We start from the raw sequence: 13,805 nt of genomic DNA, 5'->3' as shown, positions 1-13,805 counted from the left end.
GGACGATGAGTTCACGGACGCGGGCGATCGTGCCGGACCGGCTCGGGGCCGTTGCACCGCCGTCGAGGCCGTTGCACCGCCGTCGGGGCCCGGCCGGTGCCGTCACGCGACAACCCGGTACCGCGCGCCCGGATTCAGGCGACCGGAGCCGCCGTACCCCGGGACAGTTCCTCGCCGACGGCCGACAGGGCGTCGACCGTGGCCCGTACCGACGGGCGTACGGAGCCTTCGGCACGCCATACCGCGTAGACGCGGCGGGTGAGCTGCGGCTCGATGGGGAGGACCCGGGCGCCGGCGGGGAGGGGGGCGAGCCCGAGGGTGGGCACCATGGCCAGTCCGACGCCCGCCGCGACCAGGGCGAGTTGGGTGGGGTGTTCGTTGACCGTGTGCACGATGCGCGGCTCGGTGCCGTGTTCCCGCATGGTGAACAGCAGCCACTCGTGGCAGGTGGAGCGTCGCACCCTGCTGATCCACTCCTCGTCGACCAGGTCGGCGATACGGACGGTCGGCCGGTCGGCCAGCCGGTGCGTCGCGGGCAGGGCGACCTTCGCGCCGTCCGTCATGAGGAGCTTCTTGCGCACGGTCGTCGGCCATGTGATCGGCACGTGCTCCCAGTCCTGGACCAGGCCTACGTCCAGGTCGCCGCGCTCGACCTGGACGAGCGGCGAGTCGAAGTCCAACTCCCTTATGTGCAGCATGAGTTCGGGTGCGCGTTCGGCGAGGAGGCGCAGGGCCGGCGGCACCAGTCCGCGGGCGGCGGTGGGAAACGCGCCGAGGGTGAGCTCGCCCATGGGGGAGCTCCGGTAGGCCTGCAGCTCGGCCTCGGTCTCCTCCACGAGCGCCAGGACCTGTTCGGCGCGGGCGGCCAACCGCTGGGCGATGAAGGTCAGTTCCACCCCCCGGCCGCTGCGTTTCACCAGCTGGTGGCCGGTCTCCTGCTCCAGCTTGCGGATCTGCTGGGAGACGGCCGATGTGGTGACGTGCAGCACGTCGGCGGCCCCGCTGACGGAGCCGTATACACCTATTGCCTGAAGGATGCGGAGACGTTCGAGGTTGAGCATGTTGAAGCAATCCTACAGTGAGCTCTCAGAATCTCTCGCTTGTGCTTCCGTGTAGGGGGCAGCAGTGTTTCGATCATGGACTCCTCCCTTTCCGCCGCCGAGGCCGGCGGAGCCGTGGCACCCACGCCCGAGGTGCCCGCGGCCCGTTCCGGCGGTGCGTCCGCTGCGGCACCCGGTCCGCGCCTCGACTGGCGTATACGTTTCGTGTTTCTGGCGCTGCTCTGGGGGCTGAGCTTCCTCTTCGTCAAGATCAGCGGTGAGGCGTACGCACCGGTCCAGGTCTCCCTGGGCCGGGTCGTCTTCGGCGCGGTGACACTGCTGATCGTGCTGGCCGCCAAACGCGAGCCGCTGCCTCGCAGCCCCCGGCTGTGGCTGCATCTGGCCGTGGCCGCCTTCCTGCTCAACGCCCTGCCGTTCACGCTCTTCGCCTACTCCGAGCAACGCATCACCTCGGCGCTGGCCGGTATCTGCAACGCCACCACCCCGCTGTTCACCCTGCTGGTGGCGATCAGTGCGCTGCCCAGTGAGCGGCCCACCCGCAACCGCCTCGTGGGCATGGGCATCGGCTTCCTCGGCGTGCTGGTGGTCTTCGGGATCTGGAACGGCGCGAACGTCGGCGACCCGGTGGGCGCCGGCATGGCGCTGGGCGCGGCGCTGAGCATGGGTGCCGGCTGGGTGTACGTCCGCCGTTTCCTGACCGACTCCGGTCACTCCAGCGTGGCGCTGTCCGCCGCTCAGGTCACCGCGGGGGCCGTCGAACTCGCCGTGGCGACACCGTTCCTGACGTCGGTACCCACGCACTTCCCGGTCGCCCAGACCGCGTCCCTGATCGTGCTCGGCGCGCTGGGCACCGGGATCGCCTTCCTCATCCAGTACGGGCTGGTGCGGGACGCGGGCGCCACGGTGGCGTCCATGGTCACGTACCTGGTGCCCGTGGTCTCCACCGCCGCCGGCGTGATCGTCCTCGGCGAGGTGCTGAACTGGCACCAGCCGGTCGGCGCCGTCGTCATCCTGGTGGGCGCCGCGCTGTCGCAGCGTCGTGCGTCCGCGACATCCGACGCGGACCGCTGACAGCCGTCCGGTACGTGACGCTGCCCGTGCCGTGGCCCGCCGGCCGCCGTCGGTGAACGCGGTCGTTCCACTGGCGGCGGTGTCTACCCTTATATTTCGTTCCGTCGCCTGCCTTTGTTTCGGGACCCGGTAACACGAAAGAAACTTCCCGGAATTCGCGGCGGTTTTTTTGTCGTTCTATTGACGACGCTCCTGGCGCATACGCCCTCGGTGAGATCTAGCCCACACCTTGATCGTTTGACGTCGACACTAGATCAACTTAGCATCGAGAGGCATCCCGGGGATCCCGGGGACTGCTAGCATTCTTAATTCCCGAATTTCCGTTTCGGGGGATCGGAAAGTGGTTGTTATGGCTATCGCCGAAACCATCAAGCAAATTCTCGTCTCGCACGTGTACGTCGAGGTCCCGACCGACCGTATGGGCGAGCACGACAGCCTTCGGGACGTGCTGGGCGTGGACTCGCTGGGCTTCGTGGAGCTGCGGGTGCAGGTCGAGGAGGCGTTCGACATCACCATCGCGGACGACGACTTCACGCCCGAGCACTTCGCCACCATTGCCTCGCTGACCTCGCTTGTCGAGCGTCAGCAGCAGGTCGCTGCCGCCGGCGTCTGAGTCCGGACGCGATCACAGCAAGGCGGTGTCCGGCCGCCAAGTGCGGCCGGGCACCGCATTCGCTCCGCACCTGCGAAAAGCAGGAGAGCGGGGATGGATAAACAGGGGGAACGGGGATGGACAACCCCAACATATCGGTTCCGCAGGATCCGTGTTTCATTACCGGAATGGGCTGGGTGACGCCACTCGGCAACTCCGTGGATGATGTATGGAACGACCTGCTGGAAGGTAAATCTGGAGTACGTCCGACACTGTCGGAAATTCCGGTCCGCAGCGATCTGGCCGCCATTGTGCCGACCGTACCGCTGCATGAAGGCCCGCATTCCAGGAATCTTCTCTTCGCCGCTTCCGCAGTCGAATCCGCGCTCGCCGACGCCGGAATCACCATCGACGCGGACGGCCTCGAACTCATTCTCGGCACCAGCTACGCCGGAAATCTCGACGACCCGGAGTCGCCCTCGCTCTACGCCTGGGCCGAACAGGTCGCGCAGCGGCTCGGGTATCCCCGGCCGCCGCTGTGCGTGACCACCGCCTGCTCCGCCGGTTCGGACGCCGTCCTGATGGGGGCCGAGCTGATCCGCTCCGGCCGCCGCGAGATCTGCGTCTGCGTCGGCACCGACGTGGTGACGCCCGCCAAACGACTCGGCCACTCGATGCTCGGCACCATGTCCGACCAGGCGCTGCGCAGCTTCGACAGCCGCCACAACGGCATGGTGCTCGGCGAGGGCGCCGGCGTCCTCGTCCTGGAATCGGCCGACCACGCCCGCGCGCGTTCGGCCCGAGTCCACGCGCTGCTGCGGGGCACCGGATCGGCCAACGACGCGGCCGGGATGACAGCTCCCGACCCGAGCGGCAGCAGTGTCGTGCTCGCCGTCGAACGGGCCCTGGCCGGCACCGCACTGACGACGGACGACGTCGCCGTGGTGAGTGCGCACGGCACCGGCACTCCGGTCAACGACGCCGTCGAGGCCACCAGCCTGCGCACCCTGTTCGGCTCCGGCGCGGCCGGCCCGATCGTCTACGGAACCAAGGGCGCGCTCGGCCACAGCCTCGGAGCCTGCGGAACCATCGAGGCGATCACCGTCGTCAAGGCGCTCGAGGACGGCCTGGTGCCGCCCGTGCAGGGGCTCGACACCCCGATGGACGACTTCCCGCTCCCGTTGCCTGCCGGCGCGCCGAGTCCGGTGCACGGGACGGCGGGACTCAGCCTGACCCTGGGGTTCGGCGGCTTCAACACCGCACTGCTCCTGTCCCGCCCCGGGAGCGACCATGAGTGACCTCCACGCCAAGCCCACCGGCAAGTGCCGTCCCCTGGCCGCGACGGGGTACGGGGAGGTGCTCACCACCACGCTCGCCGAGCACACGCACAACGGCTCGTCCCTGTTCGCCGACCCGGTCGCCTGGCTCATGGCCGAGGCGGTGGCCCGGGCCGTCGAGGACTGCCCGGCCGATCTGGCCGCCGCCGGGGACCACGTGGCCATGATCGCCATCAGCGACGTGTGCACCCTGGACACCATGCGGACCATCGCCCGGGCCACGCCCCGCGGGCGGCTCTCACCGCTGAAGTTCGCCGGCGCCAACCCCGGATCCGTCGCCGGACTGCCCTGCATCCGGGGCGGCTTCCGCGGCCCCACGCTGACCCTGTCGATGCCGCCCGAGGCGGCGCTGCCGGCAGCGCTGGCGATGGCGGAGGGCTGGATCGCCCGCGGCAGCGCGCGTTTCGTGCTCGTCGGAGCGCATCGCGTCGACGGGGACGCACACGGCGCCCGCGCCTGTGTGCTGCAGTCCCCTCCCACCGCGAAGCCGTACCCCGAGCCCGATCTGAAGCGTCTTACGGCGCCGGTCCACGTGCCGGCCGACGCGGCCCTGTGAACGCCGCGGACCTGCTGAAGAGGAGACCGTCCGCCATGCCGACCCACGCCCTGGCCGCCCCTGCACTGGGGATCACCCGCGACGACGTCGTCGCCCTGCTGTCCCGCACCGTCGACCTCAGCCGCCTGCACGCCACCGCCGCCGAGCCGGACTTCGACGAGGTCCTCGCCGACCTCCGGAGCCTGAAGCTGGCCGAGGGAACCCCCGTCGTCATCGCCCTGTCCAACGGGGCGCACCTGCTCAAGCAGTACTTCGCCGTGCTGCTCAGCGGCTGTGTCCCGCTGGCGGTGTCTCCCTCGACCTCCTCGGCGCGGATCACCGCGCTCGCCGAACACCTCAAGGCCGGCGCCCTGGTCGCCGCCCGGATCGACCCCGCCCGCTACGGCGCGGACACGGTGCACCGGGCCGGCTCCGAGGAAGCGGTCCTGCTCCCCATGGGCGGACCCCAGGGCGCCTACCGGGCGGGCGAGGTGCTCATGCTCACCTCGGGCACCTCCGGGATGTTCAGCGCGTGCCTGCACCGGCTGGACTCGCTGCTGTGCAACGCCCGCCGGCACAGCGCCGCGGTCGGCGTCCGCGCCGACGACCGGCTCCTGATCACCCTGCCGCTGTACTACTCGTACGCGATCGTCGCGCAGGCGATGACCGCACTGGTCACCGGCGCCGGGCTGGTGATCTCCGGGCCGCCCTTCAACCCCGCCGCCTACCACGCGACCATCCAGCGACACCGGATCACCTCCTCGTCCATCACCCCGACGATCGCCCGGCAACTGCTGGAGACCGGACAAACGCTGCCCGCGCCGCTGCGTTCGCTCGCCGTCGGCGGCGACCGGCTGCTGCCCGGACACGTCTCCGGACTGCTGGACCTGCACCCCGGCGGCGAGCTGTACCTCACCTACGGGCTGACGGAGGCCGGCCCCCGGGTGGCCACCCTGGCAGCCCACCGCGAACCCGCCCACCGCCACGCCTCGGTCGGACTGCCGCTGGACGACGTCACCGTCACCCTGCGCGACACCGACGCCGACGGAGTGGGGGAACTGGTCGTGACCACCGACACCGCGCTGCTGCGCAAGGTGGGCCCCGCGGCACGCCAGCCGTTGCTGGAGCCGGGCGTGGTGGCCACGGGCGACCTGTTCCGGCGCGACGAGGAGGGCTACCTGTACTACCAGGGGCGCCTCTCCGACTTCGTGGTGATCCGCGGCGAGAAGGTCTCCCTGTACTCGATCCGCCAGGCCGCGCAGACCATCCCGGGCGTCGCCCGCTGCGTGCCGGTGATCGGCACGGACGACGACGGTGAGAACTGCGTCGACCTGGAGATCCACGCGTCCGAACCGGTGCTGGTCACCGAGGCGATGGTGCGCGACGCCCTGCGCCCCCTGCTGATGCGCAGCGAACGTCCCCGGCGCATCACGATCGTCCCGCTCGCGGCGACCGCGCAGCACAAGTGATCCCCGCAGAGCAAGAAAGGACCGGCACCGTGCCGAACAACGACCGTACCCAGCTCTTCTGCGTCCCCCACGCCGGCGGCTCCGCCGGGGTGTTCCGGCCCTGGCAGCGCACCTTCCCCGAGAACGTCGAGGTCGTCCCGCTGGAACCCGCCGGCCGCGGCGTGCGCCGTTCGGAGCCGTTCGCCACCGAACTGCCGGCCGCAGCCGTCGACCTGTGCGACGCGCTGCTGGACCGGCTGACGGGCGACGACTTCGTCCTGCTCGGCCACTGCATGGGGGCGCTGCTGGCCTACGAGATGGTCTGCCACCTGGAGCGCCGGGGCCTGAAGACCCCGCGGACCCTCATCGTCTCCGGCCGCAACCCCCCGCATCTGCAGACCGCCTGGGGCAAGCGCGTGGCACAACTGCCCGACGACGAACTCTTCGCCGAACTCTCCTCGGTCGGGGGCGTTCCCAAGGGACTGAGCCGCGCCATGGCCGAGGGCTTCCTGCACATCATCCGCAACGACCAGCGCATGGTGCACGCCTACACCCCGGCCCAGCCCGTGCACCGGGTCTCCGTCCCGGTGCACGTCCTCGCGGGCCGGGAGGACGAGATGACGCAGGCCGACCAGCTTCCCCGCTGGTCGGAGTACACCACCGGCCCGGTCGAGGTCGAATACCTGACCGGCGGGCACTACTTCCTCTACGACTGGCCGGAGCACGTCGCCACGCGCGTGACCGGCACCAAGGCGCCGGGGGTCGCCACCGCATGAAGTACCGCTATCTCGGCAGCACGGGCGTCCGCGTGAGCCAGCTGTGCCTGGGCACGCTGATGTTCGGGGCGTGGGGCGACAACAGCGCCGACGACTCGATCCGCATCATCGAGCGGGCGATGGACGCCGGCATCAACTACATCGACACCGCGGACTCCTACTCGCGCGGCGAGTCCGAGGAGATCGTGGGCAAGGCACTGGCCCGCTCGGGCAGGCGGGACCGGGTGGTGCTGGCCACCAAGTGCCACGCCCCGATGGGCGCCGACCCCAACTCCCGTGGCAACAGCCGCCGCTGGATCAACCAGGCGGTCGACAACAGTCTGCGGCGGCTGGGGACGGACTGGATCGACATCTACCAGATGCACCGCCCGGACCCGCACACCGACATCGACGAGACGCTGGGCGCCCTCACCGATCTGGTACGCGCCGGGAAGATCCGCTACCTGGGCAGCTCCACGTTCCCGGCCCATCAGATCGTCGAGGCGCAGTGGGTGGCCGAGCGGCGCCACCGGGAACGCTTCGTCACCGAACAGCCGCCGTACTCGCTGCTCGCCCGCGAGATCGAGTCCGACGTACTGCCGGTGTGCCAGAAGTACGGGATGGGCGTGGCGACCTGGAGCCCGCTCGCCGGCGGCTGGCTGACCGGCCGCTTCCGCAAGGGCCAGGAGATCGCGCCCACCCGCCGGGCGAGCCGCTGGGGCAAGCGGTACGACATGTCGGCCGAAGCCAACCAGCACAAGCTGGAGGCGGTGGAGCAGCTGGCCCTGCTCGCCGAGGCGGCCGGCCTCACACTGATCGAACTCGCCCTGGCCTTCGTCATGGAGCACCCCGGCGTCGCCTCGGCGATCATCGGCCCCCGCACCCTGGAGCACCTGAACAGCCAGCTGAGCTCCGCAAACGTGCAGCTCGGCCAGGACGTCCTCGACCGCATAGACGAGATCGTCCCTCCCGGCCACACCCTCAACGCGGAGGACGGCGGATGGGCGGCGCCGGAGCTGACCGCGGCGGCGCTGCGCCGCCGGAGCACGCGATGACGGCCCGTCAGGTGCACCGGGCACCGGCCGACCTCGACGATCCGGCAGCCGGGTTCTCGCCGGTCAACTGGGAACAGGTGGGCGAGCACGAGTTCGTCGTCCGGCTGCGCTACCGGCACGGCGAGTGGCCGCTGGCCACCGCGCACGCCGTGCGGCAGGCGGCGCTCCTGGTGGCCCACGAGGCGTACGGCGTGCCGCGCGGCGACCACTGCGTCTTCCGGTCGCTGTCATGCACCATGACGGCCGGGTCCCCGGCTCCGTTGGAGCCGGGGACGGAGACGACGCTGCGGCTGTCCTGCCTACAGCCGGACCTGCGCCGCGGCCGGCTCGTCGGCGCCCGGTTCCGGGGTGAGCCGGCCGACGGCGAGCCGCCGGCCGGCCGGGCCGAGGTCGACTTCGCCTTCCTGTCGCCGGCCGTCTACCGCTTCGTCCGCGGTTCCGGCGGCGGCGGGGAAGGGGCCGGGGAATCCGCCACAGGCGGCCGTGAGTTCCGTCCCGCTCCGGAGCAGCTGGTGTTCCGTGGGAAGCCCGTGGACCACATCCCCGGAATGGTGCTGGCCGCCGCGGCCCTCGACGCGGCGGCCGGTCCGGACACCACCCCGACCGGCCTGACCTGCACCTTCACCGGCTACACGACCCCCGACGAGCCGGTCCGTCTCCACCTGCACGACGCCACCGCGACCACGGCGGAAAAGACCGTCGAGGTGTGGGCGCTCCAGTCCGGCAGACGGGTCTTCGAAGGCACCGTGCTCACCGGCTAGTACTCCAGCAGCACTTTGACGTTTTGCCTGTCCAGGGGCGGTTTGGGTGAGTGAGGTGGGTCGATTGCCGACCCGTGTTCTCTTTCCCGGACCGCCCCTCGGCCGTGTCCAGCCGCCGCTGACGGGGCAGGAATCATTACTGCTGTCCTCCTTGCTGCGGCATCGACGGCCGGCACTGGAGCCTGGCGGCCGGCTGAGCTGCCCTCAGCGGCACTACCGACGCCGACGGCGCCCCCAGCCCGGCCTTCAGCAGGCGGACCCGCTCCATCTCGGACCCCCGGACGCCCCGGTCATAGATCGTCGGGATCTTGCTCATTCTGCAGACGTGTGCCGATGTCGGTGGCCCATTCCAGCGCCCACATGCGCAGGGCGTCGATCTGATCGGATTGGAGGCCGTAGCCGGCGTAGTCCTGGTCGTCCCACCACTCCGCGCCGGCCAGACGGTCGCGAAGGTCTTCCAGACTGAAGACGTACCGGGCGTGGCGGCGGCCGAGGTTCTCGAGGTCGGCCCGGGACCGCTGCTGGGACGCGGCGTGGACGTCGATCAGATCGCGCACCGCTCCTCTGTCAGCCAGCGCCCGTACCTTCGTTCCGATCACGTCGTCCAGCGACAGCACCGGGCCGTACGCGCTGGACTTCGGCGGGTGCCACAGCACCTCTTTGAGGATGTCGACCTCGCACTGTTCGCCTGTGCCGGGGGCGGTGGCGACGAGCCGGCCGGAAAGCGGCCCGACCTCAATCTGCTCGACCTGCCAGCCACGCTCCGTGAGCCCGTCACCCACGGAACGCACGATCTCGCTGATCGGCGCCGGGTTCTCGGTGGCTACGTCGACGTCCTGGGAGAGACGGTCGACCAGGCCGTGCGCCTGGACCGCGTACCCACCGGTGATCACCAAAGGGTACGGGGTCGGGGTCCCGATCTCGAGGACGTCGGCCAGGAGGCGACGGTGCAGCTCGGAGAGGTTCACGCGGCAGTGCTGGCCTTGTCCGCAGGCAGCTCGGGGAAGCGGTTCTCCCAGGCGTCCCGCAGAGGACGGCTGATCAGCGTGCGCAGGATCGGCCACTGGGCGATGAGCAGGTCGCGGTTGAGGAACGCGATCAGATCCTGACGCTGCCCTTCCGCCAGTACGGTGCGGTAAAGACTCATCCGCGAGCGAGGCTGGCTCAGCCCGTACGAGCGACGGCCGGACCAGACGACATGCAGCGGCAGATCCACCGTGCCCGCCGTCGGACCGGCCAGCTCCTCCAACGACATGGGAAGTCGCAAGGCGTACTGCCTGCGCAGCATCTCGTATGCGCTCGGCGCCGAAAACGTGGAGGACACGGACATGCCTCCCAGTATCACCCCTCGAACATCGCCATGACCACGCACCCCGGCGATCGACCCGTCGGACGACGCTTTCGTGCGCGGGCCGCCCAGAACTGATCGATGGAGAAGCCACTGCGACGCTCGGCCCGGCAGCCCTGCCTGCGGGGGCCTCCACCCGTGCGCGACCTCCAGCGCCCGCCTGACCTGATCGCCACCGAGGCGGACACCTTCCTGGATCCGGTCGGCGAACCGGTGGACCTCATCGAGGTGGGCCGGCGCGGCGCGGGTATCTCGTGGCGCATGAGGGTGCGGGCGCGCAGCGCGTCCCCGTCCCGACGCAGGCGACCGAGGCGATGAGCAGCGGGTCCCCGACCTCGCGGGCCGCCCATCGCATGAGTTCGATCAGGCGTGCGGAGAGATCGTGAGCACCGAATGTGCGGGCGACGGCGTCCGCTGACCGGTAGCCCGTCACCAGGAGCACGGCCAGCTGGCGGGCGATGAGTGTGTACTGGGCCGCCAGACGCCACCGTGCGGCTTCTACGACAGCCTTGCGGAGTTCGGGCAGGGGGACGGACCGGGTCGCGGTCGGCGTACAGGTGGGAGGGACCGGTGCCCAGGGCGTACGCGATCGCCTCGAGCGTGCAGTTGCCGACCCCCGTTCAGCCCACTGCGCCGATCCTGCCGGGCATACCTGTTCCAGCTCCCTACGTCCGCTTCGCGCGGTACGCGCGCGACTTGCTGACGGGTGATGACACGGCCCAGCCCCCGAAGATCCGGACGAGTTGGTCCAGGCCGTCGACCCTCCAGTCGGCGGCTGCGACGACATCCGGGTCGTCCGCCCGCAGACGCCCCCACGGCCCGCGCCGGATGCGAGCCACGCGTAGGCCTGCTGCCTTGGCCGGGTGGTCGCCGACGTAGAGGGTCGCTTCGGCGGCAGTCCAGGACACCTCCAACGCAGTTCGAAGAAGGCACGTCGGGGTTTTGCCACACCCCACTGTCCGGAGGTGGCGACGAGATCAGCGGGGAGGTCCAGGCCGTGCAGAAGCTCTCCCGCACGAACGGTCTGGTTCCCGGCGACGATGACGCGCAACCCCGCCTGCCGCAGAGCGGACAGCGCAGGCCGTACGTCGTCGTAGAGGTCACTCTCGTCCAGGTGCTAGGCCCGTCCGATGAATCATGTCCGAGGTGTGGGGCGCCCTCGCGTACTTGGACAACCGTCACCGCGCGCTCACACTCGATCTGGCCCAGAAGCGACCCCACTGGGCCCTCGGGAATGGATCACGGCATTCCGTGGCTGTCCTGGATGGATCACCATCGAGCTGGCGGCTGCCGCCACTCGGCTACACACAAGCAGTTTTGAAGGAGTGTCAGCACCATGTCCGTGACACCGCCCGCCGCTGAGCGTGTACGCGTTTCCGCGGAGCCCGACTGGTACGAGTCGGCCGGCATATCGCTCGGCATCCGCGTCGGGAATCTGGTCTTCACCTCGGGCCAGGCCCCGATCGACGCCCAGGGGGCCACGGTCGGCGCCGGGGACTTCGAGGCGCAGGCCCGCCAGGCACTCGCGAACCTGTCGACGGTATTGACGAACGCGGGCTCCAGCCTCGCCCACGTGGTCAAGGCGACCGTGTTCGTCACCGACATTGCACGGCAGGACATCTTCGCCAAGCTGCGCGCGGAACATTTCCCCAACGAGCCCCACCTTGCCGAGTCGTTCGTAGAGGTCTCCTCACTCGCCGACCCCGAGTGGATGATCGAGATTGAAGCCATCGGGCTCGTCCGGTGAACTGAGGGACCAAGGACTGTGCGGCGGACCATCAACGAACCCACAGCCGGATCGCAGCGAGGGCGATCGTTCCGTGAAAGACGTACGCTCTCTTGTCGTACCGGGTCGCCACGGCGCGGAAGCCCTTGAGAGCGTTGAGGGTCCGCTCGACTTCGTTCCGGCGGGCATACAGTGCCCGGTCGAAACCAGCGGGGCGACCGCCCCGACTGCCGCGCCGTCGGCGGTTGGCTCGCTGGTCCCGGCGCTCGGGAATCGTGTGCCGGATTTACCGTCGCCGCAGGTAACGGCGGTTTCGGCGCGAGCTGTACGCCTTGTCGCCGCACGTGTGGTCCGGACGCGTCCGTGGGTGACCGCCGGCTGGACGCGGGACACGGATGCGGTCCAGCACCGGGATCAACTGCGGCGCGTCACCCCACTGTCCGGGCGTGAGCAGGATGGCCAGCGGACGGCATCCGCCATCGCTCGCCAGGTGAATCTTCGTCGTGAGACCGCCGCGAGAACGGCCGATCCCCTCGCCCGGACGATGCTCTGCAGGACGAGCGCGTCGACCCGGTTTCCGGGCCGGGCGATGGAGAGCCCCGGCGGCATGCTGACCGCCGTCAGTGCCACCAAGAGGTCACCGGGACCCAAAGCCCGCCTAATTCTCGCACCACCACGACGACTTCATCAGCGCAACCGGCAACATCGAGACCGGTGTCCTGTTGCCCAGAAATCCCAGGTCGCGATGCCGGACGGCATAGCCGGAGTCGTCCTGCGTCCACCAGGCCGGCACGCTCTGCTCGACGGGTCTGTAGTGTGCGGCAATGACAAGAAGCGAGCGGCTCGCGGAGCAGTTGGACTGGTACTGGCGCAAGAACCTGCGGCCACGGCTGGACGGTCTTACCGACGAGGAGTACTTCTGGGAGCCGGTGCGCGGCTGTTGGAGCATCCGCCCCCGTGGCACGTCGGCCGCGCCGATGTCGGCAGGTTCGGGGGAGTGGACGATGGACTCCGCGTCCCCTGCCCCGGTGCCGGCGCCGCTGACCACGATTGCCTGGCGGCTGGCGCACATCATCGTCTCGTGCCTGGGCTATCGGGTCGGATGGTACTTCGGCGGCCAGGACGTCGACTTCCAGACGTTCGCTTACGCGGGGACCGCTGACGAGGCGCTAAAACAGCTAGATGAGATGTATGGGAGATGGAACGCGGGGGTCCGCGAGCTCTCGGACGCTGACCTGGAGAATCCGCCCACGGCGGGTCCCGAGCGGTTCCCCATGGAGGGCATCGTCCTGCACGTCAACAGGGAGCTGATCCATCACGGCGCCGAGATTTCCCTGCTGCGCGACCTCTACCGCTGGCAGGACGGAGCCGTACCGCACCGAATATGACTTTCGGTAACCGGCGATCGAGCTTCGGAGACTTACGTGGACTGCGTGACGCTCCATGGCTGCTGTCGCCGAGAGGCCTCACGATCTTTAACCGCCGTGCTGCGCAGGTAGAAGGCCCTGGCATCCCGGGCGAGCGCCACACCAGGGCCTTCTAGCTGCATGTTTGGAGTTGGCGAAGCTTCCATGAACATCACTAAGGCCGCCTCCCACCGCGCTCAACCTTCGATGAGACAGGAGTGCCGGCCAAGCAGCCGTCGACCAGCCGCCCCCGCCGCCCAAACCCCGCCGTTCGAATTCTGAGCTGGGCAAACGCCCAGACACCACAGATGGTCATGTCATGCCTAGCTCAGAAACAGACACTCAGTGGGTCTGCGTAGTGGTGTGTGTGCTGGCCTGGGGTTTCGCAGTTTGACTGGTTGGGTTCGCGGTTGGTGTTGGTCAGTCAATCTGCGTGTACCGGTGTGCTGTTGGCTCTCTGACGTGTGGTTTTTCGTGGTGTACGGTGGAGTGCGCAGATTGGTTGGGCGGGTGAGCAGTCTCACTGACGCCGATAGGTGACGCGGCACGGGTGTCATCGGCGAGGCGTGTTGGATCCAGTTTCGGTCCAGGCCTCATTTTGAAGCACGCATGAGGTGGGGGCTACCTTCTTGTCCGGTTCTGTATTGTCAACGGCTTCAGGCGGTCCCCTACTCGTGCCTGACCATCCGTCATGCCTGACTCCTGTGGCG

Annotated in this window: 13 protein-coding genes and 2 pseudogenes; 10 read left to right on the top strand and 5 right to left on the bottom strand. The window is 69.4% G+C overall.

Going from position 1 to position 13,805, the window contains the following annotated elements; all coding sequences use genetic code 11:
• Nucleotides 1-134 precede the first annotated feature (134 nt).
• Nucleotides 135-1,061: a LysR family transcriptional regulator gene (locus ADK64_RS37740; RefSeq protein ID WP_053666616.1), complete on the bottom strand. Its 927-nt coding sequence runs from the start codon at nt 1,059-1,061 to the stop codon at nt 135-137.
• Nucleotides 1,062-1,136: 75 nt separating this feature from the next.
• Here ADK64_RS37740 and ADK64_RS37735 point away from each other — a divergent pair, with 75 nt between their 5' ends.
• The 8 genes from ADK64_RS37735 (at nt 1,137) to ADK64_RS37700 (ending at nt 8,615) form a co-directional block, all read left to right on the top strand.
• Nucleotides 1,137-2,132 (top strand): DMT family transporter, encoded by a 996-nt coding sequence (locus tag ADK64_RS37735; RefSeq protein ID WP_199829821.1) that lies wholly within the window; start codon nt 1,137-1,139, stop codon nt 2,130-2,132.
• A gap of 349 nt (nt 2,133-2,481) precedes the next feature.
• Nucleotides 2,482-2,745, top strand: coding sequence for an acyl carrier protein (locus ADK64_RS37730; RefSeq protein WP_053666614.1), 264 nt, complete (start codon nt 2,482-2,484; stop codon nt 2,743-2,745).
• A 116-nt stretch (nt 2,746-2,861) separates the two neighbouring features.
• Nucleotides 2,862-4,022, top strand: a complete 1,161-nt coding sequence (locus ADK64_RS37725; RefSeq protein WP_063790014.1) for a beta-ketoacyl-[acyl-carrier-protein] synthase family protein — start codon at nt 2,862-2,864, stop codon at nt 4,020-4,022.
• Nucleotides 4,015-4,617: a hypothetical protein gene (locus ADK64_RS37720; protein ID WP_053666612.1), complete on the top strand. Its 603-nt coding sequence runs from the start codon at nt 4,015-4,017 to the stop codon at nt 4,615-4,617. The genes ADK64_RS37725 and ADK64_RS37720 overlap by 8 nt, the downstream gene beginning before the upstream one ends.
• A 35-nt stretch (nt 4,618-4,652) precedes the next feature.
• A complete protein-coding gene (locus tag ADK64_RS37715; protein WP_053666611.1) occupies nt 4,653-6,065 on the top strand; it encodes a class I adenylate-forming enzyme family protein in 1,413 nt (470 codons plus the stop codon).
• 29 nt (nt 6,066-6,094) lie between these two features.
• A complete protein-coding gene (locus tag ADK64_RS37710; RefSeq protein WP_053666610.1) occupies nt 6,095-6,820 on the top strand; it encodes a thioesterase II family protein in 726 nt (241 codons plus the stop codon).
• On the top strand, nt 6,817-7,854 hold the full coding sequence (locus ADK64_RS37705; protein WP_053666609.1) for an aldo/keto reductase: 1,038 nt from the start codon (nt 6,817-6,819) through the stop codon (nt 7,852-7,854). The genes ADK64_RS37710 and ADK64_RS37705 overlap by 4 nt, the downstream gene beginning before the upstream one ends.
• Nucleotides 7,851-8,615 (top strand): AfsA-related hotdog domain-containing protein, encoded by a 765-nt coding sequence (locus tag ADK64_RS37700; protein WP_159046449.1) that lies wholly within the window; start codon nt 7,851-7,853, stop codon nt 8,613-8,615. Before ADK64_RS37705 ends, ADK64_RS37700 begins: the two co-directional genes overlap by 4 nt.
• 290 nt (nt 8,616-8,905) lie before the next feature.
• Here the strand turns inward: ADK64_RS37700 and ADK64_RS37695 are convergent, their stop codons facing one another.
• From ADK64_RS37695 to ADK64_RS45580, 3 genes and pseudogenes are all read right to left on the bottom strand, one after another.
• Nucleotides 8,906-9,583, bottom strand: coding sequence for a nucleotidyl transferase AbiEii/AbiGii toxin family protein (locus ADK64_RS37695; RefSeq protein WP_053666607.1), 678 nt, complete (start codon nt 9,581-9,583; stop codon nt 8,906-8,908).
• Nucleotides 9,580-9,945 (bottom strand): hypothetical protein, encoded by a 366-nt coding sequence (locus ADK64_RS37690; RefSeq protein ID WP_053666606.1) that lies wholly within the window; start codon nt 9,943-9,945, stop codon nt 9,580-9,582. The genes ADK64_RS37695 and ADK64_RS37690 overlap by 4 nt, the downstream gene beginning before the upstream one ends.
• 683 nt (nt 9,946-10,628) lie before the next feature.
• Nucleotides 10,629-11,077: pseudogene (locus ADK64_RS45580) on the bottom strand (HAD family hydrolase); the annotation flags it as partial.
• A gap of 222 nt (nt 11,078-11,299) precedes the next feature.
• On the opposite strand from ADK64_RS45580, the gene ADK64_RS37680 reads away from it, so the two are divergent.
• Nucleotides 11,300-11,710, top strand: a complete 411-nt coding sequence (locus tag ADK64_RS37680; RefSeq protein ID WP_053666604.1) for a RidA family protein — start codon at nt 11,300-11,302, stop codon at nt 11,708-11,710.
• 31 nt (nt 11,711-11,741) lie between these two features.
• Here the strand turns inward: ADK64_RS37680 and ADK64_RS44350 are convergent.
• Nucleotides 11,742-12,302, bottom strand: a pseudogene (locus ADK64_RS44350) (IS5 family transposase); the annotation flags it as partial.
• Between the two features lie 211 nt (nt 12,303-12,513).
• Here ADK64_RS44350 and ADK64_RS37675 point away from each other — a divergent pair.
• Nucleotides 12,514-13,077, top strand: coding sequence for a DinB family protein (locus tag ADK64_RS37675; protein ID WP_053666603.1), 564 nt, complete (start codon nt 12,514-12,516; stop codon nt 13,075-13,077).
• Nucleotides 13,078-13,805 lie beyond the last annotated feature (728 nt).

This window comes from Streptomyces sp. MMG1121 (assembly GCF_001280015.1).
In the GTDB taxonomy this organism is placed as follows: Bacteria; Actinomycetota; Actinomycetes; order Streptomycetales; family Streptomycetaceae; genus Streptomyces.
The sequence above is the reverse complement of the archived record's forward strand: the minus strand, read 5'-3'. Positions and strand labels throughout refer to the sequence as shown.

What these genes read in the sequence shown, in the direction of transcription:
- ADK64_RS37740 (WP_053666616.1), bottom strand. Translation starts at nt 1,061, where the DNA reads ATGCTCAACCTCGAACGTCTCCGCATCCTTCAGGCAATAGGTGTATAC.
- ADK64_RS37735 (WP_199829821.1), top strand. Translation starts at nt 1,137, where the DNA reads ATGGACTCCTCCCTTTCCGCCGCCGAGGCCGGCGGAGCCGTGGCACCC.
- ADK64_RS37730 (WP_053666614.1), top strand. Translation starts at nt 2,482, where the DNA reads ATGGCTATCGCCGAAACCATCAAGCAAATTCTCGTCTCGCACGTGTAC.
- ADK64_RS37725 (WP_063790014.1), top strand. Translation starts at nt 2,862, where the DNA reads ATGGACAACCCCAACATATCGGTTCCGCAGGATCCGTGTTTCATTACC.
- ADK64_RS37720 (WP_053666612.1), top strand. Translation starts at nt 4,015, where the DNA reads ATGAGTGACCTCCACGCCAAGCCCACCGGCAAGTGCCGTCCCCTGGCC.
- ADK64_RS37715 (WP_053666611.1), top strand. Translation starts at nt 4,653, where the DNA reads ATGCCGACCCACGCCCTGGCCGCCCCTGCACTGGGGATCACCCGCGAC.
- ADK64_RS37705 (WP_053666609.1), top strand. Translation starts at nt 6,817, where the DNA reads ATGAAGTACCGCTATCTCGGCAGCACGGGCGTCCGCGTGAGCCAGCTG.
- ADK64_RS37700 (WP_159046449.1), top strand. Translation starts at nt 7,851, where the DNA reads ATGACGGCCCGTCAGGTGCACCGGGCACCGGCCGACCTCGACGATCCG.
- ADK64_RS37690 (WP_053666606.1), bottom strand. Translation starts at nt 9,945, where the DNA reads ATGTCCGTGTCCTCCACGTTTTCGGCGCCGAGCGCATACGAGATGCTG.
- ADK64_RS37680 (WP_053666604.1), top strand. Translation starts at nt 11,300, where the DNA reads ATGTCCGTGACACCGCCCGCCGCTGAGCGTGTACGCGTTTCCGCGGAG.
- ADK64_RS37675 (WP_053666603.1), top strand. Translation starts at nt 12,514, where the DNA reads ATGACAAGAAGCGAGCGGCTCGCGGAGCAGTTGGACTGGTACTGGCGC.